At 60.6% G+C, this 23117-nt stretch carries 23 protein-coding genes; 12 read left to right on the top strand and 11 right to left on the bottom strand.

The window, feature by feature from the left end:
• Positions 1-41 precede the first annotated feature (41 nt).
• On the top strand, positions 42-371 hold the full coding sequence (locus BMH52_RS15555; protein WP_014717593.1) for a YXWGXW repeat-containing protein: 330 nt from the start codon (positions 42-44) through the stop codon (positions 369-371).
• Positions 372-484: 113 nt separating this feature from the next.
• Here BMH52_RS15555 and BMH52_RS15550 read toward each other — a convergent pair whose 3' ends face one another.
• The 4 genes from BMH52_RS15550 to BMH52_RS15535 all read right to left on the bottom strand — a co-directional run bounded on the left by BMH52_RS15550 (position 485) and on the right by BMH52_RS15535 (position 3653).
• Positions 485-880, bottom strand: coding sequence for a PIN domain-containing protein (locus tag BMH52_RS15550; RefSeq protein WP_014717594.1), 396 nt, complete (start codon positions 878-880; stop codon positions 485-487).
• Entirely contained in the window at positions 877-1134 is a 258-nt protein-coding gene (locus tag BMH52_RS15545) for an AbrB/MazE/SpoVT family DNA-binding domain-containing protein (RefSeq protein WP_014717595.1), read from the bottom strand. The genes BMH52_RS15550 and BMH52_RS15545 overlap by 4 nt, the downstream gene beginning before the upstream one ends.
• A gap of 172 nt (positions 1135-1306) precedes the next feature.
• The gene (gene ppnN, locus BMH52_RS15540; protein ID WP_014717596.1) at positions 1307-2680 is read right to left on the bottom strand and encodes a nucleotide 5'-monophosphate nucleosidase PpnN; all 1374 of its coding nucleotides are present in this window, start codon (positions 2678-2680) and stop codon (positions 1307-1309) included.
• Positions 2681-2828: 148 nt separating this feature from the next.
• Positions 2829-3653: an aspartyl/asparaginyl beta-hydroxylase domain-containing protein gene (locus BMH52_RS15535; protein WP_019820661.1), complete on the bottom strand. Its 825-nt coding sequence runs from the start codon at positions 3651-3653 to the stop codon at positions 2829-2831.
• A 276-nt stretch (positions 3654-3929) separates the two neighbouring features.
• Between BMH52_RS15535 and fabV the strand changes: the two genes are divergently transcribed.
• Complete coding sequence (gene fabV / locus BMH52_RS15530) at positions 3930-5123, top strand: enoyl-ACP reductase FabV (protein WP_073844240.1); 1194 nt, start codon at positions 3930-3932, stop codon at positions 5121-5123.
• 258 nt (positions 5124-5381) lie between these two features.
• Complete coding sequence (locus BMH52_RS15525; RefSeq protein ID WP_073844226.1) at positions 5382-6005, top strand: HAD family phosphatase; 624 nt, start codon at positions 5382-5384, stop codon at positions 6003-6005.
• On the opposite strand, the gene BMH52_RS15520 is transcribed toward BMH52_RS15525, so the two are convergent.
• The gene (locus BMH52_RS15520) at positions 6002-6907 is read right to left on the bottom strand and encodes a LysR family transcriptional regulator (RefSeq protein ID WP_073844224.1); all 906 of its coding nucleotides are present in this window, start codon (positions 6905-6907) and stop codon (positions 6002-6004) included. The two genes, BMH52_RS15525 and BMH52_RS15520, sit on opposite strands and share 4 nt — an antisense overlap.
• A 102-nt stretch (positions 6908-7009) precedes the next feature.
• Here BMH52_RS15520 and BMH52_RS15515 point away from each other — a divergent pair, with 102 nt between their 5' ends.
• The gene (locus BMH52_RS15515; protein WP_073844222.1) at positions 7010-8179 is read left to right on the top strand and encodes an aspartate aminotransferase family protein; all 1170 of its coding nucleotides are present in this window, start codon (positions 7010-7012) and stop codon (positions 8177-8179) included.
• Between the two features lie 136 nt (positions 8180-8315).
• Here the strand turns inward: BMH52_RS15515 and punR are convergent, their stop codons facing one another.
• The gene (gene punR / locus BMH52_RS15510) at positions 8316-9230 is read right to left on the bottom strand and encodes a DNA-binding transcriptional activator PunR (RefSeq protein ID WP_020301687.1); all 915 of its coding nucleotides are present in this window, start codon (positions 9228-9230) and stop codon (positions 8316-8318) included.
• Between the two features lie 122 nt (positions 9231-9352).
• On the opposite strand from punR, the gene punC reads away from it, so the two are divergent.
• Positions 9353-10537, top strand: coding sequence for a purine nucleoside transporter PunC (gene punC, locus BMH52_RS15505; RefSeq protein WP_014717603.1), 1185 nt, complete (start codon positions 9353-9355; stop codon positions 10535-10537).
• Between the two features lie 127 nt (positions 10538-10664).
• Here the strand turns inward: punC and BMH52_RS15500 are convergent, their stop codons facing one another.
• Positions 10665-11498 carry a hypothetical protein gene (locus BMH52_RS15500; RefSeq protein ID WP_038449494.1) on the bottom strand — a complete coding sequence of 278 codons (834 nt, stop codon included), beginning with the start codon at positions 11496-11498 and terminating at the stop codon, positions 10665-10667.
• Between the two features lie 157 nt (positions 11499-11655).
• Between BMH52_RS15500 and BMH52_RS15495 the strand changes: the two genes are divergently transcribed.
• Positions 11656-13158, top strand: a complete 1503-nt coding sequence (locus BMH52_RS15495; protein ID WP_032892803.1) for a nucleobase:cation symporter-2 family protein — start codon at positions 11656-11658, stop codon at positions 13156-13158.
• Between the two features lie 114 nt (positions 13159-13272).
• Here the strand turns inward: BMH52_RS15495 and BMH52_RS15490 are convergent, their stop codons facing one another.
• Positions 13273-14205 (bottom strand): proline iminopeptidase-family hydrolase, encoded by a 933-nt coding sequence (locus BMH52_RS15490; protein ID WP_019820652.1) that lies wholly within the window; start codon positions 14203-14205, stop codon positions 13273-13275.
• Between the two features lie 94 nt (positions 14206-14299).
• On the bottom strand, positions 14300-15064 hold the full coding sequence (locus BMH52_RS15485) for a LuxR family transcriptional regulator (protein WP_019820650.1): 765 nt from the start codon (positions 15062-15064) through the stop codon (positions 14300-14302).
• Between the two features lie 183 nt (positions 15065-15247).
• On the opposite strand from BMH52_RS15485, the gene BMH52_RS15480 reads away from it, so the two are divergent.
• From BMH52_RS15480 to BMH52_RS15455, 6 genes are read left to right on the top strand one after another with little or no spacing between them, the layout of a single operon-like run.
• Entirely contained in the window at positions 15248-16135 is an 888-nt protein-coding gene (locus tag BMH52_RS15480; protein WP_073844220.1) for a proline iminopeptidase-family hydrolase, read from the top strand.
• Between the two features lie 3 nt (positions 16136-16138).
• Complete coding sequence (locus tag BMH52_RS15475; protein WP_003189752.1) at positions 16139-17086, top strand: ABC transporter permease; 948 nt, start codon at positions 16139-16141, stop codon at positions 17084-17086.
• A complete protein-coding gene (locus BMH52_RS15470; protein WP_014717609.1) occupies positions 17083-17940 on the top strand; it encodes an ABC transporter permease in 858 nt (285 codons plus the stop codon). The genes BMH52_RS15475 and BMH52_RS15470 overlap by 4 nt, the downstream gene beginning before the upstream one ends.
• A complete protein-coding gene (locus tag BMH52_RS15465; RefSeq protein ID WP_038449498.1) occupies positions 17937-18893 on the top strand; it encodes an ABC transporter ATP-binding protein in 957 nt (318 codons plus the stop codon). Before BMH52_RS15470 ends, BMH52_RS15465 begins: the two co-directional genes overlap by 4 nt.
• The gene (locus tag BMH52_RS15460; RefSeq protein ID WP_020302500.1) at positions 18890-19861 is read left to right on the top strand and encodes an ABC transporter ATP-binding protein; all 972 of its coding nucleotides are present in this window, start codon (positions 18890-18892) and stop codon (positions 19859-19861) included. Before BMH52_RS15465 ends, BMH52_RS15460 begins: the two co-directional genes overlap by 4 nt.
• 32 nt (positions 19862-19893) lie before the next feature.
• Positions 19894-21408, top strand: coding sequence for an ABC transporter substrate-binding protein (locus BMH52_RS15455; RefSeq protein ID WP_014717612.1), 1515 nt, complete (start codon positions 19894-19896; stop codon positions 21406-21408).
• A gap of 134 nt (positions 21409-21542) precedes the next feature.
• Here the strand turns inward: BMH52_RS15455 and BMH52_RS15450 are convergent, their stop codons facing one another.
• Both BMH52_RS15450 and mupP read right to left on the bottom strand, forming a co-directional pair.
• Positions 21543-22283 (bottom strand): YciK family oxidoreductase, encoded by a 741-nt coding sequence (locus tag BMH52_RS15450; RefSeq protein WP_014717613.1) that lies wholly within the window; start codon positions 22281-22283, stop codon positions 21543-21545.
• Positions 22284-22442: 159 nt separating this feature from the next.
• Positions 22443-23114: an N-acetylmuramic acid 6-phosphate phosphatase MupP gene (gene mupP / locus BMH52_RS15445; RefSeq protein WP_073844218.1), complete on the bottom strand. Its 672-nt coding sequence runs from the start codon at positions 23112-23114 to the stop codon at positions 22443-22445.
• Between the last annotated feature and the right edge of the window lie 3 nt (positions 23115-23117).

Raw genomic sequence — 23117 nt, 5'->3', positions numbered from 1 at the left:
TTCTGATGCAGGTGTTGGGCGTGCGCGCCCGAGGGTTTTGTATGTGGCTACGTTATGCAGCATTGGCCGCCATGGTGGTCGCGGCTTCCGGGTGTGTGCAAGAGCGTGTTGTGCATGAGCGCAGGCCGGTGCAACACGAGTACGTGGATGTGGTGGCGCCGCAACCGCCGCCGGTGCAGGTGATTGAAGTCGAGCCTGCGGTGCGCGAAGGTTATATTTGGTCACGCGGTTACTGGCGCTGGGAAGGCGGGCGCTATGTGGCAGTGCACGGCCATTGGGAACCGGTGCGCCAGGGGTATCGTTATGTACACCCGCATTGGGTGCAGCGTAATGATGGCTACCACTGGCAGATCGGCGGCTGGGTTCGCTGACCAAACCTCCTCACCCTTTCCTCTGTAGGAGCGAGCTTCCTGGCGAAACACGTCAACGGTTTGTGCTGTTTGGTTTTTCGCGAGCAGGCTCGCTCCTACACAAACAAAGCGAGCTAGCCGAGCCGTTTCATCCCTGCTGCCTTGGCTGCGTGCAGATCAAACGTGGCGGTGTACTCGCAACCGGCCGCATGGCCACAGCGTTCGATCAGGCAGTCGGCAAAGTCCGCTTTGCTTGCGGTGAACTTGCGCAGGGCCTGCCAGATGATATCGGCGTGCTCGACGGTCAGTTCCCGTGTGTGCAGCAAGGTCTCCAGTACCGTTACCACATCGCTTTTGGCCGACTGGTAGCAGGACTGCAACACCCACACCAGTTCCGTAAGCGTCACCAGGCTGACAAAACCTGGTGAGGCGGCGGTGAGCGATTCGATCAGTTGGGACGCCTTGGCGGATTGAACCGGGTCATCCTGGGTCACATAACGCACCAGCACATTGGTATCCAGGCCGATCATCCAGCGCTTGCTCCCTGGGCCGCGATGGCGCGGTTCATGTCTTCGATAGACACGGCATGGGCGGGCTTGCGGATCAAACCCTTGAGGTCCTTGACGGTTTTGCTGGCGGCAATCATGGAAAACTTGCCGTCTTCCATTTCGACGAATTCCACCCGGTCGCCTGTTTCCAGGCCCAGGGCTGTCCTGACCTGGACAGGGATGGTGATTTGCCCTTTTGAAGTGAGTGTGGCGGTGGCCATAGTGAAGATCTCCATCGTGATATTCCTTACCTTAGGGTAAGGAATGACGGAGGACAATATCCGTTGGTCCATAGGTCGCTCGCTGAGGTGAATGAGTTGGAATAGTAAAACCCTAGTCCGAACTCTTGTTCCTCACACGCGTTGCTATGTCCCAAACGAATACAAACTATGACCGACCGCCGCTGGCTTACTGCACCACGCGATAGCACGGCACATACGCCGCGCCGCCCGGCAGTTTCATGCGGTGCTGGGCCACGAACGCCTTCAATAATTCATCCAACGGTTTCATGATCGCCGGGTCGCCGTGGATCTCATACGGGCCGTTCTCCTCGATCAGGCGAATACCCTTGTCCTTGACGTTACCCGCCACGATCCCCGAGAACGCCCGGCGCAGGTTGGCCGCCAATTCATGGGGCGGCAGTGCGTGGCTCAGTTGCAGGCTGGCCATGTTTTCGTGGGTGGGGTCGAACGGGCGCTGGAAGCCTTCGTCGATCTTCAGCAGCCAGTTGAAATGGAACGCGTCGTTACGCTCGCGGCGGAATTGCTTCACCGCCTTGAGGCCGGTGGTCATCTGGCGGGCCACTTCGGCCGGGTCGTCGATGATGATCTGGTAATGCTTCTGCGCCGCTTCGCCCAGGGTGGCACCGACGAACGCGTGCAATTGTTCCAGGTAAGGCGCGGCATGTTTGGGCCCGGTAAGCACCACCGGGAACGGCAGGTCGCGGTTGTCCGGGTGCATGAGGATGCCCAGCAGGTACAGGAACTCCTCGGCCGTACCGGCGCCGCCGGGGAAGATGATGATGCCGTGGCCGACACGCACGAAGGCTTCCAGGCGTTTTTCGATGTCCGGCAAAATCACCAGCTCGTTGACGATGGGGTTCGGCGCTTCGGCGGCGATGATGCCTGGCTCGGTCAAGCCTAGGTAACGGCCATTGGTGATGCGTTGCTTGGCGTGGGAAATGGTCGCGCCCTTCATTGGGCCTTTCATCACGCCTGGGCCGCAACCGGTGCACACGTCGAGGCTGCGCAGGCCCAGTTCGTGCCCGACTTTTTTGGTGTATTTGTATTCTTCGGTGTTGATCGAATGGCCGCCCCAGCACACCACGATCTTGGGCTCCACACCCGGTCGCAGCGTACGGGCGTTGCGCAGCAGGTGGAACACGTAGTCGGTGATGCCTTGGGAGTTGCTCAGGTCGATACGCTGGCTGTCCAGCTCGTTCTCGGTGTAGACGATGTCACGCAGGGCGCTGAACAGCATCTCGCGGGTGCTGGCGATCATCTCGCCATCGACAAAGGCATCGGCCGGGGCGTTGAGCAGTTCCAGGCGTACGCCGCGGTCTTGCTGGTGAATACGCACTTCAAAGTCTTTGTAGGCGTCGAGGATGGTCTTGGCGTTGTCGATATGCGCGCCGGTGTTGAGAATCGCCAGGGCGCATTGGCGGAACAGGGTGTAGATGCTGCCGGTACCGGCTTCGCTCAGTTGCTGCACTTCACGTTGGGACAGGGTTTCGAGGCTGCCCTTGGGGCTGACGGAGGCGTTGATGACTTGACGTTGGGGCATTCTGATTCCTTGAAAGCACAGCCACCGCGTCCGCTTGGGGGCGATGGCTTGAGAAGGGTGAGCGCCAATTAAGGTCGCACGAGACGGTTATTTACCTCAGGCGCAAGGCCTAGCGCAAATGCCGTCCAACACCATCATGCCGCAGAACTTACTGAATCAGCTTCCAGTTTTTGTAGAAAACCCGACGCAGGGTAAAGACCAGGCCGGCAAACCCTGCGATCACGGCGTTGAGCACCGAGGGCAGCAGGGTCGGGCGCACAATATCAATAAACAGGCAGTAGCGTTTGGCGTCGTTTTTGTTGAAGGAGGCGTGCATCAGCGTGTCATCGAAGATAAACAGCGGGTCGTCGTGCCAGTAGTGCTTGTGCTTACCCACCTGGATATACACGCCCTCATGGTGCGGTGCCGGCGCCATGTTGTAGAGCACACGGAACATCATGCGCAGGGGGCCGAAGTGGAACGACGTCGAGCGGTTCTCGTTGAACACCGAGACGCCGATGGTTTTCACGAACGGCAGTTTCTTGCGCAGCTGCGGGATATCCAGGGTGGTTTCGATCGGGCGGCCGTACCACTGGAAAAACAACATGCCGCGTTTCTTCTCGGCCATGCGTTCGTCCAGGTAGCTGATGATTTCATCCTTACGGGCCATGGCGTCGTCGATCACCTGTTGCAGGTCTTCGCGCCAGGCCGGCGGCAGGTCTTGCAGGGTATAGACATGCCGGTTGCGGCTGCTCAGCAGGTCGAGCAGGGTGTTGAACGGTGCCAGCACCCAGGTATTACGACCGTTGCCGATAAAATACTTCTTGATGGTGTCGCGGTCGTACAGGCCGTTACGCAGGAAGTCATAAACGCCGCAGCACACCACCAACAGCAGAAACACCAGGCAACTGCGCGGGAAACAATAGATCAACAGCAGAACGCCGAGCGCCCACGCCAGGGACACCAGCTTTTTGCCGACAGCATTTTTGCTCATGAAACGAGGCTCCAAAGCCGAAATATATTGAAACAATATCGTCATCATAGGGCTTTCTGACACCGGCAGGCGTTTTTAAATAGGGCGAAATTGTGAAGCCACTGCACAATTTGTAACCGTTACCGTGCAGGCTCCGACGTTTTGTGGATTGAATTTTGAGAACAGAAGATTTGCGACTATCGTGACGCTTCGGTTTTTCAGGCGTCATAGACCGGTACGATTGAAGTTGAATGGCCACTATTGGCCTTCGGCACCTTGGAAGAGGCAGAAATTTTTATGATCATCAAACCGCGGGTTCGTGGCTTTATCTGTGTGACCGCTCACCCTGTTGGCTGTGAAGCGAACGTCAAAGAGCAGATCGACTACGTAACCAAAAACGGCGTCATCGAGGGCGGCCCTAAAAAGGTACTGGTCCTCGGTGCCTCCACCGGCTACGGCCTGGCCGCGCGCATCAGTGCTGCGTTTGGCTGCGGCGCCGACACCCTGGGCGTGTTTTTTGAGAAAGAAGGCGAAGAAGGCAAGCTGAGCTCCGCCGGCTGGTACAACAGCGCGGCGTTCGAGAAGTTTGCTGTGGAAAAAGGCCTGTACGCCAAGAGCATCAACGGCGACGCGTTCTCCGACGAAATCAAGCGCCTGACCATCGAAACCATCAAGAAAGACCTGGGCAAGATCGACCTGGTGGTCTACAGCCTGGCCGCCCCACGCCGTACCGACCCGCAAGGCGTGGTGCACACCTCCACCCTCAAGCCAATCGGCAAGGCCGTGAGCCTGCGCGGGATCAACACCGACAAGGGCGTGGTGGTCGACACCACGCTTGAGCCTGCGACCCAGGAAGAAATCGACGGTACCGTGAAGGTCATGGGCGGCGAAGACTGGCAGCTGTGGATCGACGCCCTGCGTGACGCCGATGTATTGGCCGAAGGCGCCAAGACCACCGCGTTCACCTACCTGGGTGAGAAGCTGACCCAGGACATCTACTGGAACGGCTCCATCGGCGAAGCCAAGAAAGACCTGGACAAGAAAGTTTTGACCCTGCGCGAAAACCTCGCTGCGCTCAAGGGCGACGCCCGTGTGTCGGTGCTCAAGGCCGTGGTTACCCAGGCCAGCTCGGCAATCCCGATCATGCCGCTGTACCTGTCGCTGCTGTTCAAGGTGATGAAAGAGCAGGGCACCCATGAAGGCTGCATCGAGCAGGTCTACGGCCTGTTCAAGGACAGCCTGTACGGCAGCGAGCCGAAACTCGACGCCGATGGCCGCCTGCGTGCCGACCTGGCCGAGCTGGAGCCCAAGGTTCAGGACGCCGTGGCTGCGCTGTGGAACCAGGTGACCGACGACAACGTCAACGAGATCAGCGATTTTGCCGGTTACAAGGCTGAGTTCCTGCGCTTGTTTGGTTTTGAGGTCGACGGCGTGGATTACGACGCGGACGTGAACCCGACCGTCAAAATCAACGGCCTGATCCAGGCTTAAAACGCGGTAAAAAATGTGGGAGCGGGCTTGCCCGCGAAGGCGGTGAGTCAGTCGCTGCATCTGTGACTGCACTACCGCTTTCGCCGGCAAGCCAGCTCCCACATTTGATCTTCGTTGCTTTGAGCATTGCGTTCGCTCAATTTGGCCGTGCCTCCTCCCCTCTGTCTTTTCAGACACTTCTTACATCTCGGCGGGCGCCTCCCTCTTTCAGATCTGTCAGACTCCAGCAGCTATCAAGCCACGCTAACGGAGGATCTGATGACGATTCGTGCAGTAGTTTTTGATTTCGGCGGTGTCCTGTTCGACTGGAGCCCGCAGCACCTGTACCGCAAGCTGATTGCCGACGACGTCGAGCGCCAGTGGTTCCTCGACACCATCTGTACCCAGGACTGGAACACCGAGCAAGATGCCGGGCGCTCCCTGGCTGAAGCCACCCGCACCCTGGTTGCCCAATACCCCGAACACACGACCCTGATCCAGGCCTATTACGAGCGCTGGCCCGAAATGCTGCGGGCTGAATTACCCGAGGGCGTGGCGATTCTCGAAGCGTTGCATCAGGTTGAGATGCCGCTGTTCGGGCTCACCAACTGGTCATCTGAAACCTTCCCTTACGCCCGGGCCAACTATCCATTTCTGAAGCGTTTTCGCAATATTCTGGTGTCTGGCGAGGTGAAGTTGATCAAGCCTGACCCGGCGATCTACCACGCCAGCCTCAGTCAGGTGCGTGAACACTTGCCAGACATACAGGCCAGTGAAGTGGTGTTTATCGACGACGTCGCCGGCAATATCGAGGCCGCCATCGCGTTGGGCTGGCAGGGCATTCACCACGTATCGGCCGAGCGCACCGCCGCGCGTTTGCGTGAGTTGGGCGTGGCGTTCTAGCGCGCCCATTTCTCCATTACAAAGTCGACGAACGCCCGCAGCTTGGGCAGGCGATAGCGGTCTTGGCGATACATCAGGTGCATGGGGCGGCTGGGCAGTTTATAGGTGGTCAGCAAGGCCACCAGCTTGCCGCTCTCCAGGTCCGGTTGCACCAGGGCATCGGCCAACATGCTGATGCCCATGCCGTTGATGGCGGCCTGACGCAAGCCTTGAGAGCTGTTGATGGTCAATGAGCCAGACACCGGCACCTCCACCCCACCTTCATCGCCGGTCATGCGCCAAAGTTTATCGGTGTCGCGCCAGTTGTCGTTCGCGGGGTAGGCGAATGCCAGGCAGTCATGCTGCTGCAGGTCATCCGGGGTTTGCGGTGTGCCGCGTCGCGCCAGGTAGGCAGGGGAGGCGCAAAGGGTGAGGGTATAGGCCTGCAGAGGCCGGGCGATCAGGCTGGAGCTTTCCAGTTCGCCGAGACGAATCGCCACGTCAAAACCGCTGTCGACCAGGTCCATGCGCTCATTGCTCAGCACCACGTACAGGTCGATAAGGGGGTAGCGCTGGGAAAACTCACTCAAGGCCGGCACCAGGCGTTCGGTGCCGAACACCGGGGGGGCGGTGATGCGCAGGCTGCCTTTGGGGGCTTCGCTGTGGACCTGCTCGGCCAGTAGCTCGGAGTCGGCCACCAGCCCCAGCACTTCCAGGCAGCGCTGATAATACTGCCCGCCAAATTCGGTGAGGTTCTGTTTGCGCGTGGTGCGTTTGAGCAAGCTGACGCCAAGCCGTTGTTCCAGCGCTCGCAGATGGTTGCCCACCATGGTGGTCGAAATCCCGCATTCCTGCGCGGCGGCGGTCATGCTGCCGGTCTCGACGACCTTCACGTACACCGCCATTGCCTGGAAAAGATCCATTATAAAGCCCTGGTTTAAAGTTATTGCAGCAATTCTGCGTTTATCCAGCAAGGGTGGTTAACCATACTTGATCCACCCCAACGATGCACTGGAGCCGCCACCATGACCGCCGCCTGCCTGATGAGCACTTATCAACCCCTGGCCCTGAGCTTCACCCGCGGCCTGGGCACGCGCCTGTGGGACCAACAGGGCCGCGAATACCTGGACGCCGTGGCCGGCGTGGCGGTGACCAATGTTGGTCATTCCCACCCCAGGTTAGTGGCCGCCATCAGCGAACAGGCCGGCTTGCTGCTGCACACCTCCAACCTCTACAGCATCGACTGGCAACAACAATTGGCCCGGCGCCTGGCCCAACTGTCCGGGCTGGACCGCGCGTTCTTCAACAATTCCGGCGCCGAGGCCAACGAGACGGCGCTGAAGCTGGCGCGTTTGCATGGCTGGAAAAAAGGCATTGAACAGCCGCTGGTGGTGGTGATGGAGAACGCCTTCCACGGCCGCACACTGGGCACCATGGCCGCCAGCGACGGGCCGTCGGTGCGCCTGGGGTTCCAGCGCCTGCCCGGCGATTTCATCAAGGTTGGCTTTGGCGACATGGCGGCCCTGGAGGCGGTCACCGAACAGTTCGGCACGCGTATCGCGGCGGTGCTGCTTGAACCGATCCAGGGTGAAAGTGGTGTGTTGGTGGCGCCGTCGGGCTACCTCAAAACCCTGCGCGAGCACTGCACGCGCCACGGCTGGCTGATGATGCTCGACGAAATCCAGACCGGCATCGGGCGCACCGGCACCTGGTTTGCCTTCCAGCACGAAGGCATCGTGCCGGACGTGATGACCCTCGCCAAAGGCCTGGGAAATGGCGTGCCCATCGGTGCCTGCCTGGCCCGCGCTGGCGTCGCTGAGCTGTTCACCCCCGGCAGCCATGGCAGCACCTTTGGTGGCAACCCGCTGGCGTGTCGCGTCGGGTGTACGGTGCTGGAGATTATCCAGGAGCAAGGCTTGCTGGAAAACGCCGCACGCCAGGGCGAACACTTGCTGGCGCGTTTACGCATGGAGTTGGAGGACCATCCGCAGGTGCGGGCGATTCGTGGCAAGGGCTTGATGATCGGCATTGAACTGGCAAGCCCTTACCGTGACCTGGCCCAACGGGCGGCGCAGGAGCATGGGCTGTTGATCAACGTCACGCGGGGCAAGATCATTCGGCTGTTGCCGCCGCTGACGTTGCAAGGCAAGGAAGTAGAAATGATCGTGCGAGCCATCACCCGCCTATTGGACTGAAAAAGTGCGGAAGGGGGCGATGCTCGTTCCCACGCTCTGCGTGGTAACGCCTCCTGTGACGCTCTGCGTCACGCCTTAAGAGCGGACGCGGAGCGTCCAGGGCAGCACTCCCACGCGGAGCGTGGGAACGATCAGATCAGAGGGAGGGGCCATTCAGCCATTCCTGGTTCATGGTCTCCGTATCGCCCAAGTATTCCAGCAACCACGCCATGGCCGGCGACAGTTTGTTCTGCGCCCACGCCACACACGACGGGCTGGCCGGAAATGGCCGGCTCAACTGCAGCGCGACCAAGTCCCCGCGCTCGATCCATGGCAATACCTGATGGGCCGGTGCCATCCCTACACACAGGCCATCGCGCAGGCAATCCAGAGCCGACGCCCAGTTGGGCACCACCAGGCGGCGCTGGTTATCCAGGGTCCAGGTGTCGCGCTTGGGCAGGTTGCGTGAGGTGTCGGTCATGCACAGCGAGGCAAAGGGGCGCAGTTGGTCATCACTGAGTAAACCTTCCACCGCAGCTAAGGGGTGCCGGGCGCTGACCACGCACAGCCAGTTCAACAGGCCCATGTCGCGGAAGCTGAAGTGGCTGGCCACTGGCACCGCGCTGGTGGCGCCGATCACGATGTCGGTGCGTTCATCCGCCAGCGCATCCCACACGCCGTTGTACACCTCGTATTCGAGCAGCAATTCCACTTCGGGAAACTGCCGATAAAAGTCGAGCACCAACTGCCGGCAGCGCTGGGGTTTGACGATGGAGTCCACGGCCACCTTCAACTGCCCGCTCCAACCATTGGCCACCTGCTGACACAGGCGCCGGGTGCCGAGCATTTTTTTCATCACGCCGCGGGCTTCGTCGATAAACAAACGGCCGGCGGGGGTCAGTTCTACGTCGCGATGCCTGCGCACAAACAGCGGCACGGCCAGCCATTCTTCAAGCTGGCGCACCGTGTAGCTGATGGCCGACGGTACGCGGTGCAGTTCCTGGGCGGCGGCGCTGAAGCTGCCGTGACGGGCAACGGCGTCGACCACATCCAGGGAATATTCCGACCACATAAGCGCTGCCTTCAAAATTATTGATGAGAGTGTCCAATTATTATCGCTTCACACAGATATTGTCAGCTTCATAATGGGCGCCAGTCAGCAAATAGTTTGATGGCAGTCTCTACAAGGCATCGATGAAAAATTCTTTTGGTTTTACCTGGTATCTGGCGGGGCTGAGCATGCTCGGTTATCTGGCCATGGACATGTACTTGCCGGCGTTTGGCGCCATGGGCGAGCAGTTGAACATTGGTGCTGGCGCGGTGGGCGCCAGCTTGAGTATTTTTCTTGCCGGCTTTGCGCTGGGGCAGTTGCTGTGGGGGCCGCTCTCGGACCGCCTAGGGCGCAAACCGATTCTGATCGCGGGCCTGAGCCTGTTTGTGCTCGGTTGCCTGGGCATGTTCTGGGTTCAGAGCGCGCCGCAACTGCTGGCCCTGCGCTTTATGCAGGCGATTGGCGTGTGTGCCGCCGCCGTCAGTTGGCAGGCCTTGGTGATTGATCGCTACCCGGCCGACAAGGCCCACCGCGTCTTCGCCAGCATCATGCCGTTGATGTCGCTGTCTCCGGCCCTGGCTCCGCTGTTGGGTGCCATGGTGCTGAATCACTTTGGTTGGCAGGCGATCTTCGGCGTGTTGCTGGTGGTGTCGTTGCTGCTGTTGTTGCCGACGTTATTCCTGCGCAACGTGCCCAAGCGTTCGGAGCACAAGGGCAGCCCGGTGCGCCTGGGCTATGGGCAATTGCTCACCTCGCGGGTGTTTACCGGCAATGTAATGATCTTCGCCGCCTGTTCGGCCAGCTTCTTCGCTTGGCTGACCGCCTCGCCGTTCATCCTCGGTGGCATGGGCTACAGCCCGAATGACATCGGCCTCAGCTACGTACTGCCGACCCTGGCGTTTCTCGTTGGCGGCTACAGTTGCCGCAGCGCCTTGCAGCGCCTGCCGGGTAAAACCCTGCTGCCGTGGTTGCTGGTCGCCTATTGCTTGAGCATGGTGGCGTTGTACCTGGTGGCCACCTTGAGTGTGCCGACCCTGACCACCTTGTTGATCCCATTCTGCCTGATGGCGCTGTGCAACGGCGCCAGCTACCCGATTGTGGTGGCGAATGCGCTGATGCCCTTTGCTGAAAATTCCGGCAAGGCGGCGGCCCTGCAAAACACCCTGCAACTGGGCCTGTGCTTCCTGGCCAGCCTGTTGGTGTCGTCGATGATCGAGCAACCGCTGTTGATCACGGTGATTGTGATGCTGGCGACCGCGCCGCTGGCGGTGTTGGGGTATTGGTTGGCACGGCCGAAGGGCAACTCTTCCGAACTGGCCAACGCCTGAGCTGACAATACGATCAAAGTGTGGGAGCTGGCTTGCCTGCGATAGCGGTGTGTCAGTGCCAGATGGGCTAACTGACAGACCGCTATCGCAGGCAAGCCAGCTCCCACATTGTTTTGCGTTTCTTCAGTCAGAACGTCACTTCCATGTTCAGCGTCGGCGTTGAGGTGCGGCTGCCACGCCCACCGTCCACGCCGAATTTGTTATGCCAGTACTCATACCCCACCCCCAGGTACAAGTTCGGCTTGACGCTTTTACCCGGTCGCACCGCCACCATCAGCGCCGTACGCATCAGCGCTTCCGGTGCGGTATCGCGGCCATGGTAGTCCTCGCCTTTTTCTCCGACGTAGTTAATGAACCCCTGGAATTTCGCCGCATGGTTGCCCACCTCGAACGGTCGCATCCAGGTCAGGTTGAGCATGTAGGTAGCGTCGAAGGTGTGGTTCGACTCTTGCGCGCCGGGAATGCCGGTGTGGTTCTTTTCCTTGTAGTACATCAGGCTCAGGTCCAGCACGCCGACAGTGTTGAACTTCAACGTAGGGCCAATCACCAGGGCGCGCTTCTTGGCGGAAGCGAAGTTGTTGTTGCGGTTGGCGTCGAAGCCCAGGGTCAGCGCGTAATCCCTGATCAGCCCCGTGCCCGGCGGCAAGTCGAACACGCGTGAGGCATACAGCTGATGCCGGTACACGGCGTACACCTCGCTGCCCCCGTGGTCGGTGCCTTTGCGCGGGTCGCTGCTGTCGGACAGGAATACGTCGAGGTTGAGGAAGTTGCTGCCGTAACGGTAGCCGCTGGCGTGGGTAAAACTGTAGATGCGCTTGCTGAAGTCGTCGGGGTTGTTCGGGTTGGTGAAGTGCTGCCCGTAGCGAAACCCGACGCTGTTGTTCATCCATTCCACCGCAACGGCCTCCCCGCCGCCGAGAAGGGTCAATGCGACGGTGGCGCCCTGTAGTGCCTTTTTCATTCTTTTTGTCCTTTAGCGTTCTGGCTCGTGACGGCCGGATTGTTTTTGTAACGCCGTTGGAGGGTATCTTGTTCGATTGATTGTATACAACTCTATGGACATAGAGTCTTAACATTGCATACAGTGAGCGCACAACAAAAACAGAGAACCCCTCACCATGACTATCCCGAAGGCGTCACCGCAGCGGCCCGAAGATGAAAATCTGGGCGTCGCCGCCAACATGGCTTACGGCCTGCAGCATGTGCTCACCATGTATGGCGGCATCGTCGCCGTGCCGTTGATCGTCGGCCAGGCAGCCGGGTTGTCGCCGGCGGATATCGGTCTGCTGATCGCTGCATCGCTGTTTGCCGGTGGCCTGGCCACGCTGTTGCAAACCCTGGGCCTGCCGTTCTTCGGCTGTCAGTTGCCGCTGGTGCAGGGCGTGTCGTTCGCGGGTGTGGCGACCATGGTGGCGATTGTCGGCAGCGACGGTGCCGGTGGTGTGCCAGCGATTCTCGGGGCGGTGATGGCCGCGTCCTTTATCGGTTTGTTGATTACCCCGGTGTTCTCAAGGATCACCAAGTTTTTTCCACCGTTGGTGACGGGCATTGTGATTACCACCATCGGCCTGACCCTGATGCCCGTAGCGGCGCGCTGGGCCATGGGTGGCAACAGCCGGGCGGCGGATTTTGGCAGCATGTCCAACATCGGCCTGGCCGCGCTGACTCTGGTGCTGGTGCTGCTACTGAGCAAGATCGGCAGCGCAACCATCTCGCGCCTGTCGATCCTGCTGGCCATGGTGATCGGCACGGTGATCGCGGTGCTGCTTGGCATGGCGGACTTCTCTGGCGTCATGCAGGGGCCGATGTTCGGTTTCCCCACGCCATTTCACTTCGGCATGCCCACCTTCCATGTGGCGGCGATTATTTCCATGTGCATCGTGGTGATGGTGACGCTGGTGGAAACGTCAGCGGATATCCTGGCGGTGGGCGAGATCATCGACACCAAAGTGGACTCCAAGCGCCTGGGCAACGGCCTGCGCGCCGACATGCTGTCGAGCATGTTCGCGCCGATCTTCGGTTCGTTTACCCAGAGCGCATTCGCTCAGAACGTCGGCCTGGTGGCGGTGACCGGGGTCAAGAGTCGGTTTGTGGTGGCCACTGGCGGGGTATTCCTAGTGGTGCTCGGCCTGCTGCCATTCATGGGCCGGGTGATCGCGGCCGTGCCCACCTCCGTGTTGGGCGGCGCCGGGATTGTATTGTTCGGCACGGTGGCGGCCAGCGGGATTCGCACGCTATCCAAGGTGGATTACCGCAACAACATGAACCTGATCATCGTCGCCACATCCATCGGCTTCGGCATGATCCCCATCGCCGCGCCCAGCTTCTACGATCAGTTTCCAAGCTGGTTCGCGACCATCTTCCACTCGGGCATCAGCTCGTCGGCAATCATGGCGATATTGCTGAACCTGGCATTCAACCACTTCACCGCCGGCAACTCGGACCAGCAGTCAGTGTTTGTGGCGGGGACTGAGCGCAGCTTGTGCTTTCGCGACGTGGCTGCGTTGCGTGACGGTGATTACTACCGGGGTGGGAAGTTGTTTGATGCCGAGGGCAAGGAAATTCCCTTGGTAGCAGATACCTCAAAGAAAGCCGCAAAACCCGAAACCACTGAGGTTTAAACAGGTAGGAGCGAGCTTGCTCGCGAAAAACGTCAACGATGACGCGTGCTTCCTGAATAAACACGGCGTCGATGAGTTTTTCGCGAGCAAGCTCGCTCCTACAGAGGGCGGATTTCAGCCGGCCTTGAGGGCTTTGTGCGGCAACGAACACGCCTCATCCAGAAACTTCACCACCGTCCCCATGCATGCCTGGCGTTCTTCCACATGGGGCATGTGGCTGGAGTCTTCAAACAGTGCCCAGCGCACGTCCGCTATCTCATCCAGGAAAGGCTTGACCACCAACGGTGTGGCTTCGTCATGTCGACCGGAAATCACCAGGGTTGGCACCTTGATGGCTGACAGGCGTCCGATCACGTTCCAGTCCTTCAAACTGCCGATCACGTGGAATTCGGTCGGGCCGCTCATGGCGTGGTACACCGTCGGGTCGGCATCCACCTGGGCGAAGGTGCGTGCCACTTCTTCGGGCCACGGGTTGACCCGGCACACATGCTGGTCATAGAAAATTCGTGAGGCCGCCAGGTATTGCGGGTCTTGGTAGGTGCCGGCCTGCTCGTGCTTGAGCAGGGTTTCGTGCACGCCTTCAGGCAACAGCTTACGCAGGCGATTGGCTTCGCTGACCCAGGTGCGCATGCAGGTGGGCGAGTTGGCAGGGATAAACGCGCGCAGGCCTTTGGGTTGCAAGATCGCGTGTTCGCTGCCGAGCATGCCGCCCCAGGATTGCCCCAGGATCGCGTAGTTCTCACTGATTTGCAGGTGGTCCAGCAGGTTGTTCAACTCGTCGAGGAACAGGCCGATGGTCCAGAACGACGGATCTTTTTCCGGCAAATGCGTGGAGCGGCCGTTGCCCAACTGGTCGTAATGGATGACTGCGTGGCCGCTGGCGGCGACGTCCTTGAAGGCGTCGACGTAATCGTGGGTGCAGCCCGGGCCGCCATGGATGATCACCAAGGGCGTGCGGCCTGTGCTCAGGTCGCCCGTGACGCGATACCAGGTCTGATAGGCGCCAAAGGGCGCGTAGCCTTCGCGAACTTTTTCGATGAATTCCATTTCGTACCCTGCTCTGAAAAAAAGGATCAGGGTTACGATAGTCTGAACAAAAAGTTTAGGTAACTAGCAAAACAGATAGGTTTTTGCCGAAAGCTCAATCTTCCAGCAAGCGGTAATGGGTGGCTCGAACCACCGCTTGAACACGGTTTTTGGCCCCCAGTTTGTGCATGGCCGAGGCCAGGTGCAGGGTGACCACTGCCAGGGAGCGGCTCAATTGCGTGGCGATTTCAGCGGCGGTAAGGCCTTCTGCCGCCCATTTCAGGCATTCGCGCTCGCGCTTGGTCAGGCGGATGTGCGGATAAGCCCGCACCTCCTTGCTGAACAGCGGGTACGCCGCTTCCTGGAGGGCATGGGTAATCAGGCTGAAATCGGCCAGCGTATGTTGGGCGTCCTTCAATACCGTGCGCGCCTTGCCGGTGCGTAAGCCGGTGAGCGAGGCAAAACCGCCCTTGGGCAGATGAATCGGCACACTGACGCCGCAGGTCAGCTGGCGTTCATGCAGGTAGGAGGAAACGGGAGCGTGGCACGGGTCGATGATCTTTTGCAGGGCGGTCTCAGTCTTGGCCTCATAGGACCAGACAAACGGTGATACCGAACTCAATGCCAGGTGTTGCACCGGGTCGATCTGGTAAAACCCTTCGCTGCACCATAAGGCGTGCCAGTCGGCCGGTGTGTTGCGCAGTTGCAACAGCGAAGGCGTGATCAGTGCGCCGTTGAGATCGATGGGCACCGGGCTGTAGTCATACACCAGCGCATCGAAGCCCAGTTGTTGGGCCAGGATAAACGTATTGTCCATCTGTTCATCCAGGCTCCTGCCCGGTATGAGGCGATTATTGAAGGCGGTCAGCTTGGCCAGCATCCGTTCTGCTCCCGAATTCATTTGAATCTCGACTTGCTGCAAGTAGAATGCCACGCCCCGGCGAAGGACTGCCAGGCCAAACCTATAAGAAATACTAGGTTATGGACGCACGGCATCCTCGGTAGTGTTGACCTGATAAACGGCCGCTACCCGCCAGGCCGATACAACACAAGGAATGTATGCATGTGGCGTGAAATTGCCCCCGACCAGCAGTACAACGTGCAAGTCGACGGCCATAACCTCGTGGTCTACAGCTTTGGCGAAGGCGATGAGGTGCTGCTGTGTCTCAACGGCGGGCCGGGCCTGCCGTGTGACTATCTGCGCGACGCCCATGGCTGGCTCAAAGCACATAACCTGCGAGTGGTTGCATTCGACCAGCTTGGCACAGGCGCATCAGCCAGACCGACCGATGCCGCACTGTGGGAAATCCGCCGTTATGTCGAAGAAGTCGAGACCGTGCGCCAGGCGCTGGGCCTGGGCCGCGTGCATTTGCTCGGGCACTCCTGGGGCGGTTGGCTGGGGATCGAATATGCCGTGCATTATCCCGGTGCGCTCAAAAGCCTGATCCTGGAAAACACCGTCGGCGACATTCCCCACCTGTCCCAGGAGCTGGAGCGCCTGCGCGGCGCCCTGGGCAGCGAAACCGTGGCCATGATGCAACGCCACGAAGCCATGGGCACCCTCGACCACCCGCAGTACCAGGCCGCCATCACCTTGCTCAACTACCGCCACGTGTGCCGGCTCGACGAATGGCCGGAGCCGGTCAAGCGCTCCCTGGGCGACTGGAACATGGGGCCGTACGAAACCATGCAAGGCCCCAACGAGTTCCTCTATATCGGCAACCTCAAGGACTGGAACCGCCTCAAGGAAATGGCCGAGTTCAACATGCCGATCCTGATCACCACCGGCCAGCACGACGAACTTACCCCCGCTTGCGCAATGCGCATGAAACTAGCAGCACCCCACGCCGAGTTGCATGTGTTCCCCAACAGCAGTCATATGCCGTTTTACGAGGAGCCGCAGGCGTACTTCCCGGTGCTGCTGGACTTCCTCGCTCGCCACCGAGACTGACGCATGAACCTGGCGCGCTACCGTTTTGTGTTGTCCCGGCCCCTGCAATTGCTGCCGGTGCTGCTGGGCATCAGCCTGATCACCTTCGTGTTGGTGCGCTCGATTCCTGGCGACCCGGCGCGCGCCTTGCTGGGTTCGCGCAGCACGCCGGATGCGCTGCTGAAGATCCGCGCCCAGTTCGGCCTCGACCAGCCTTTGTGGTTGCAATACTTTTACTTCCTGAAAAACCTGCTCAAGGGCGACCTCGGCCAATCGCTGCTCTACAAGGTCGACGCCCTGAAGCTGATCGTCACCCGGATCGAGCCGACCCTGGTGCTGGTGCTGGGCAGCGTGGTGCTCGCGTTGTTGATAGCGGTGCCACTGGCAACGATTGCGGCGCGCCAGCAAGGCCGTTGGGCAGACAAGCTGATCCGCGTGTTCACCACGGTCGGCCTGGGCATGCCGGCGTTCTGGCTGGGGTTGATGCTGATCCTGCTGCTCAGCGTGAAATGGGGCTTGTTCCCGGTGTCCGGTTACGGGCGCACCTGGCTGGACAAGGCGCACCACATGCTCTTGCCGTGCCTGACCATCGCCCTGGCGCTGTCGGCGGTGCTGGTGCGTAACCTGCGGGCGAGCATGTTGATGGAATTGCAGGCGGATCACGTCACCGCCGCACGCGCACGCGGGCTGTCGGAAGGCGCGGTGTTTCGCCGGCATGTGCTGCCCAACGCTCTGGTGCCGGCGGTCAACCTGCTGGCGGTCAACATCGGTTGGCTGATCAGCGGCACGGTAGTCATCGAAAGCCTGTTCGCGATTCCAGGCATCGGCCAGTTGCTAGTGCGCGGCATTTTCACCCGTGACTACATGGTGGTGCAGGGCGTGGCGATGGTGCTGGCCTGTGCCACGGTGGTGGTCAACTTCATGGCTGACCTGGTGACAGTGGCCCTTGACCCACGGGTGAAGATGCAATGAGCAGTCGCCCCCTGATTGCCCCATGGCGCTTGCGCCTGCGCTTTGGTTTTCGCAATGGCCGACTGACCGCCGCATGGGGGTTGTTGATCCTGTTCGCGTGGTTGGCCCTGGCGCTGTTTGCGCCGTGGATCGCGCCCTATGACCCCATCGCGCAGGACACCGGCATGAGTTTGCTGGCCCCCAGCCTTGCCCATCCGTTGGGTACGGACAATTACGGCAGGGACATCCTGTCGAGGGTGATCTGGGGTGCGCGCATCGACCTGCAGTTGGCGGTTATCGGGGTGATCTTCCCTTTCATCATTGGCACCTTTATCGGTGCGGTCTCGGGTTATATCGGCGGGCGTTTCGACAGTGTCTGCATGCGTGTGATCGACGTGGTGCTGGCGTTCCCGTTCCTGGTGCTGATGCTGGCGATCATGGCCATCCTCGGGCCGGGCTTACAGAGTTTTTACATCGCCATGGCGCTCGTGGGCTGGGTGTCGTATGCGCGCCTGATTCGCTCGCAGATCCTGGTGCTCAAGGAAAGCGAGTTCGCCCTGGCCGCCAAGAGCCTGGGCTTTGGCCATGGACGCATTCTGTTCCGGCATTTGCTGCCCAATGCGCTGTTTGGCTCCATCGTGTTTTCCATGTCCGACGCGGTGCTGGTGCTGCTCAACGGCGCCGCCGTCAGCTACCTGGGCCTGGGGGTGCAACCACCGACCGCCGAATGGGGGACGATGGTGGCCGAGGGGCAAGCCTTTATCACCACCGCCTGGTGGATCTGCACCTTTCCGGGCCTGGCCATCGTGACCTTGGCCATGGGCTTCAGCCTGTTGGCCGATGGTGTTGCACAGGTATTGGGGGAGCGCTCATGAGCCTGCTGAAGGTGCGCGACCTCAGTGTGATCGCCAGCAACACCGGGCGTGAGGTCACCTTGGTGGACCGGGTGTCTTTCGACCTGGCCGAGGGTGAAATCCTCGGCCTGGTGGGCGAGAGCGGTTCGGGCAAGACCATGGCCTGTCGCGGCCTGATGCGTCTGTTGCCATCGCCCAACCTGCGGGTGCAGGGCGGCGCGGTGCAGTTGGCCGGCCAGGACCTGTTGGCACTGGATGATGCCGGTATGCGCGCCGTGCGCGGCGGGCAGTTGGGCATGGTCTTCCAGAACCCCAGCAGCCACCTGGACCCGCTGATGCGTATCGGTGAGCAGATCGCCGAGGGCATCCGCCTGCATCAAGGTGCGTCGAAAAAAGACGCGCGCTTGCAGGCGATCGAGGTATTGCGTCAGGTCGGGATTCCCGATCCGCAGGCCCGGGTCGACAACTACCCCCATGAGTTTTCCGGCGGCATGCGCCAGCGCGCAATGATCGCCGTGGCCCTGGGCTGCAACCCGAAGGTGTTGATCGCCGACGAACCGACCACGGCCCTGGATGTGACGGTGCAGGCGCAAATCCTGCGGCTGTTGCTCGACCTGCGCGACCAGCGTGGCCTGTCGATCATCATGATCACCCATGACCTGGGCGTGGTGGCGCAAACCTGCGATGCCATCGCCGTGATGTACGCCGGGCGCCTGTGCGAGCACGGCAGCAAATACGAACTGCTGGCCCAACCGCAACATCCGTATACCGCAGGCCTGATCGACTGCCAGCCGGCCCACAGCAGCGGGCATGCGTTGTTGCGCACCATTGCTGGCCAGCCGCCGTTGCTCGATGCATTGCCCGACGGCTGCCGCTTCCACCCGCGCTGCCCGCAGGCAGGCGCCTTGTGCACCGAGTTGCTGCCCCAGGGCGCACGCGTGGCCTGTCACTACCCGTTGGGAGCGCGCCCATGAGCTTGTTACAGGTCAAGGATCTGGAAGTGCGCTTTGCCGCGTCCGGCAGCGGCCTGCTGGGCCTCAACCGCCAGTGGGTGAGGGCGGTGAACGGGGTGTCGCTGAACCTCGCCGCCGGTGAAACCCTGGGTTTGGTGGGCGAGTCCGGCAGTGGCAAGAGCACCCTGGGCCGGGCAATTCTGCACCTCAACCCGATCAGCGCCGGGCAGGTGTTGTTCGACGGTATCGACATGGCCCATGGCAGCGCCATCGACATTGCCCGACTGCGGCATGAAACCGCGATGATTTTCCAGGACCCCTACGCCGCGCTCAATCCACGGCACAGCATTGGCGAAACCCTCGCCGAGGTACTGCGTGTGCAGCGTAAGGTGGCGGCGCAGCAGATTCCTGAGCGTGTGAATGAGTTGCTCGAACTGGTCGGCTTGCGTCCTGAGCTGGCTTCACGCAAGCCCGGCTCCCTCAGTGGCGGCCAGTGCCAGCGCGTGGGTATCGCCCGGGCGCTGGCGGTGGAGCCGCGCCTGATCATTGCCGATGAATGTGTGGCGGCGCTGGATGTGTCGATCCAGGGCCAGATCATCAACCTGCTGCTGGAACTGCAACAGCGCATGAACCTGGCGATCCTGTTTATCGCCCATGACCTGGCCATCGTGCGACGCCTGTGCGACCGCGTGGCGGTGATGTACCTGGGCAAGATCGTCGAGGAAGGCCCGGTGGAAGCGGTGTTCACCGCGCCGCGTCACCCGTATACGGCGGCGCTGATCCAGGCCATCCCGGAGATCGATCCGCACCGGCCATTGCCTGCGCAGCCATTGCCCGGCGAACCGCCGAGCCCGCTGAATCTGCCGACTGGTTGTGCCTTTCACCCGCGTTGCCGGTATGCGCAAGCCAAGTGTTCCTCGGTATTGCCTCCCACCCATTTCCTGCACGAGCATCGGTACAGTTGCGTGCTTGAAGACCCTTTGCTTTGACCTTCTGCCATTCATTAACAAGGAGTTGTGATATGCACTCGCGCCACTTGAAATTGCTCGCCGCCGCTACCCTCACGGCCTGGTCGCTGACCGCCGGCCTGGCACAGGCCGCCGGTGTGCTCACCATCGGCTGCCGTGAAGACAGCACCACCTTCGACCCGATCAAAAGCGCGCAAAACCGCGACACCTGGGTATTTGCCAACGTCTACGACACCCTGGTGCGCGTGGATAACCTGGGCACCAAGATGGAACCGGGCCTGGCCGAAAGCTGGGACATTTCCAAGGATGGCCTGACCTACACCTTCAAGCTGCGCGAGGCGAAGTTCTCTGACGGCTCGCCGATCACTGCCGCCGACGCCGCATTCAGCCTGCTGCGCATTCGCGACAACAAGGCCTCCTTGTGGAGCGACCCGTTCAGCCTGATCAACACCGCCACGGCCAGCGATGCCAAGACCCTGGTGGTCACCTTGAAAACCCCGGCGGTGGCCTTTCTCTCGCAACTGGCGTCGCCAACGGTGTCGATCCTGTCGGAAAAAGCCATGACCAAGATGGGCGAAGACGCCTACTCGGAAAACCCGGTGACCTCCGGCGCGTTTACCGTGGACGAGTGGCGCAAGGGCGACCGCGTGATCCTGAAGAAAAACCCGAATTTCTGGCAGGCCGGCAGCGTGAGCCTGGACGGCGTGGAATGGGTGTCGGTGACCGATGACAACACGCGCATGCGCATGGTGCAGAACAACGAACTCGACACGGCGATCTTTGTACCGTTCTCCCGCGTGGAAGAGCTGAAGAAAGACCAGAACGTGGTGATCCACGCCGACCCGTCCACTCGTGAAGATCACCTGTTGATCAACCACGAGCACGGCTTGTTGGCGAAGCCGCAAGTGCGCCAGGCCCTGGACATGGCCATCGACAAGCAATCGCTGGTCAAAGCCGTCACTTACGGTCAAGGCACCGTGGCTTATTCCTACATTCCAAAGGGCTCGCTGTACCACTACGCCAACAACCTGCAACGCCCGTACGACCCGGCCGAAGCCAAGAAGCTGCTGGCCGCTGCAGGTGCCCAGGATTTGAAGCTCAACTACGTGGTCAACGCCGGCAATGAGGCCGACGAGCAGATCGCGGTGATCATCAAAGACCAGCTGGCCAAGGTCGGTGTGACCGCCAACCTGCAAAAAGTCGACCCCACCCAAAGCTGGCAGATGCTGGTGGACGGTGAGTACGATATTTCGGTGATGTACTGGACCAACGACATCCTCGACCCCGACCAGAAAACCACCTTCGTGCTGGGCCACGACACCAACCAGAACTATATGACCCGCTACAAGAACGACCAGGTCAAGGCCTTGGTGGCGGCTGCGCGGATCGAGGCAGACCCGGCCAAGCGTGAGCAAATGTATGTGGAGTTGCAGAAACTGGCCAAACAGGATGTGAACTGGATTGACCTGTACTACAGCCCCTACATCAATATCTCACGCAAGAACGTAAGCAACTTCCTGCAGAACCCGTTGGGGCGCTTCACCCTTGAGGAAGTGGTCAAAAACTGAGTATTTGAGTACACCACAAAGCAATGTGGGAGCTGGCTTGCCTGCGATACAGACACCTCGGTGCTTCAGTGACACCGCGGTGATGCTATCGCAGGCAAGCCAGCTCCCACCTTTGTTTTGCGGTGTGTCAGGGCTTACTGCGCATCGAAGGCCTGGCCATTGATGCCCGCACTGTCCGGCCCCATCAGGTACAGGTACACCGGCATGATCTCTTCCGGTGCCGGCCTTTCCATCGGGTTTTCCCCTGGGTACGCCTGGGCGCGCATGCTGGTGCGGGTGCCGCCCGGGTTGATGCTGTTGGCGCGCACTGCGGCCACATCTTCCAGTTCATCGGCCAGGGTTTGCATCAGCCCCTCGGTGGCGAACTTGGACACGCCATAGGCACCCCAATAAGCACGGCCCTTGCGCCCGACGCTGCTGGAGGTGAATACCACCGACGCATCCTGGGACAGCTTGAGCAACGGCAGTAAAGTGCTGGTCAGCATGAACATCGCGTTGACGTTGACGTGCATCACCCGCATGAAGTTCTCGCCGGACAACTGCTCGATGGGCGTGCGCGGGCCGATGATCGAGGCGTTGTGCAACAAACCGTCGAGGTGGCCGAATGCCTTTTCGATCATCGCTGCCAGCTCATCGTATTGATGGGGCAGGGCGGTCTCCAGGTTGAACGGGATCACCACCGGCTGTGGGTGGCCGGCGGCTTCGATCTCGTCATACACCTGGGCCAGGTTGGCTTCGGTCTTGCCCAGCAACAGCACGGTGGCGCCATGGGCGGCATAGGTCTTCGCCGCTGCCGCGCCAATCCCGCGACCGGCGCCGGTTACCAGGATGATCCGGCCTTTGAGCAGTTCTGGCGGTGCAGAGTAATCAAACATAAACAACCTCAGATTTGAAAACGCTGAATTTCCCTGTGGGAGCGGGCTTGCTCGCGAATGCGGTGTGCCAGTCACTGAATCAGATACTGAAACACCGCATTCGCGAGCAAGCCCGCTCCCACATTTGGATCTCCATCGGTCAGTAAAGTCAGTGAGCCATCAGCAACTGCACAGGGCTTTATCCAGCACCTTGCGCAATTCCAGCGGGTGATCCACCACCACATCCGCGCCCCAGTGGCGGGGGTTGTCGTCCGGGTGGATATAGCCATAAGTGACCGCCGCCGTGCGCGTACCAGCATCGCGGCCGGATTCGATGTCGCGCAGGTCATCGCCCACGAACAGCACGCTGGCCGGGTCCAGGTCGAGCATCTTGCACGCCAGAATCATCGGCTCCGGGTCCGGCTTGCTGTTTTTCACGTGGTCCGGGCAGATCAGCACGGCCGAACGCTCGGCCAGGCCCAGCCGTTGCATGATCGGTTCGGCAAAGCGCACCGGCTTGTTGGTGACCACACCCCAGATCAACTTGGCTTTCTCGATGTCTTCCAGCAGCTCGGCCATGCCGTCGAACAGCTTGCTGTGGACTGCGCAATCCTTGAGGTAACGCTCCAGGAATTCCTGGCGCAGTTCCTCAAAACCCGGCGACTCCGGGTCCATCGAGAAGGTCACCGCGACCATCGCCCGCGCACCACCGGAAATTTCATCGCGGATGTGCTGCGGGTTGATCGGCGCCAGGCCACGGTCGGCGCGCATGGCCTGGCAGATGGCGATAAAGTCCGGCGCGGTGTCCAGCAGGGTACCGTCCATGTCGAAGAGAACCGCTCGCAACTTCACAGG

The sequence above is a fragment of the Pseudomonas sp. BTN1 genome (assembly GCF_001907715.1).
GTDB classification, from domain to species: domain Bacteria; phylum Pseudomonadota; class Gammaproteobacteria; order Pseudomonadales; family Pseudomonadaceae; genus Aquipseudomonas; species Aquipseudomonas paracarnis.
This window is presented reverse-complemented; position numbering and strand designations above follow the sequence as displayed.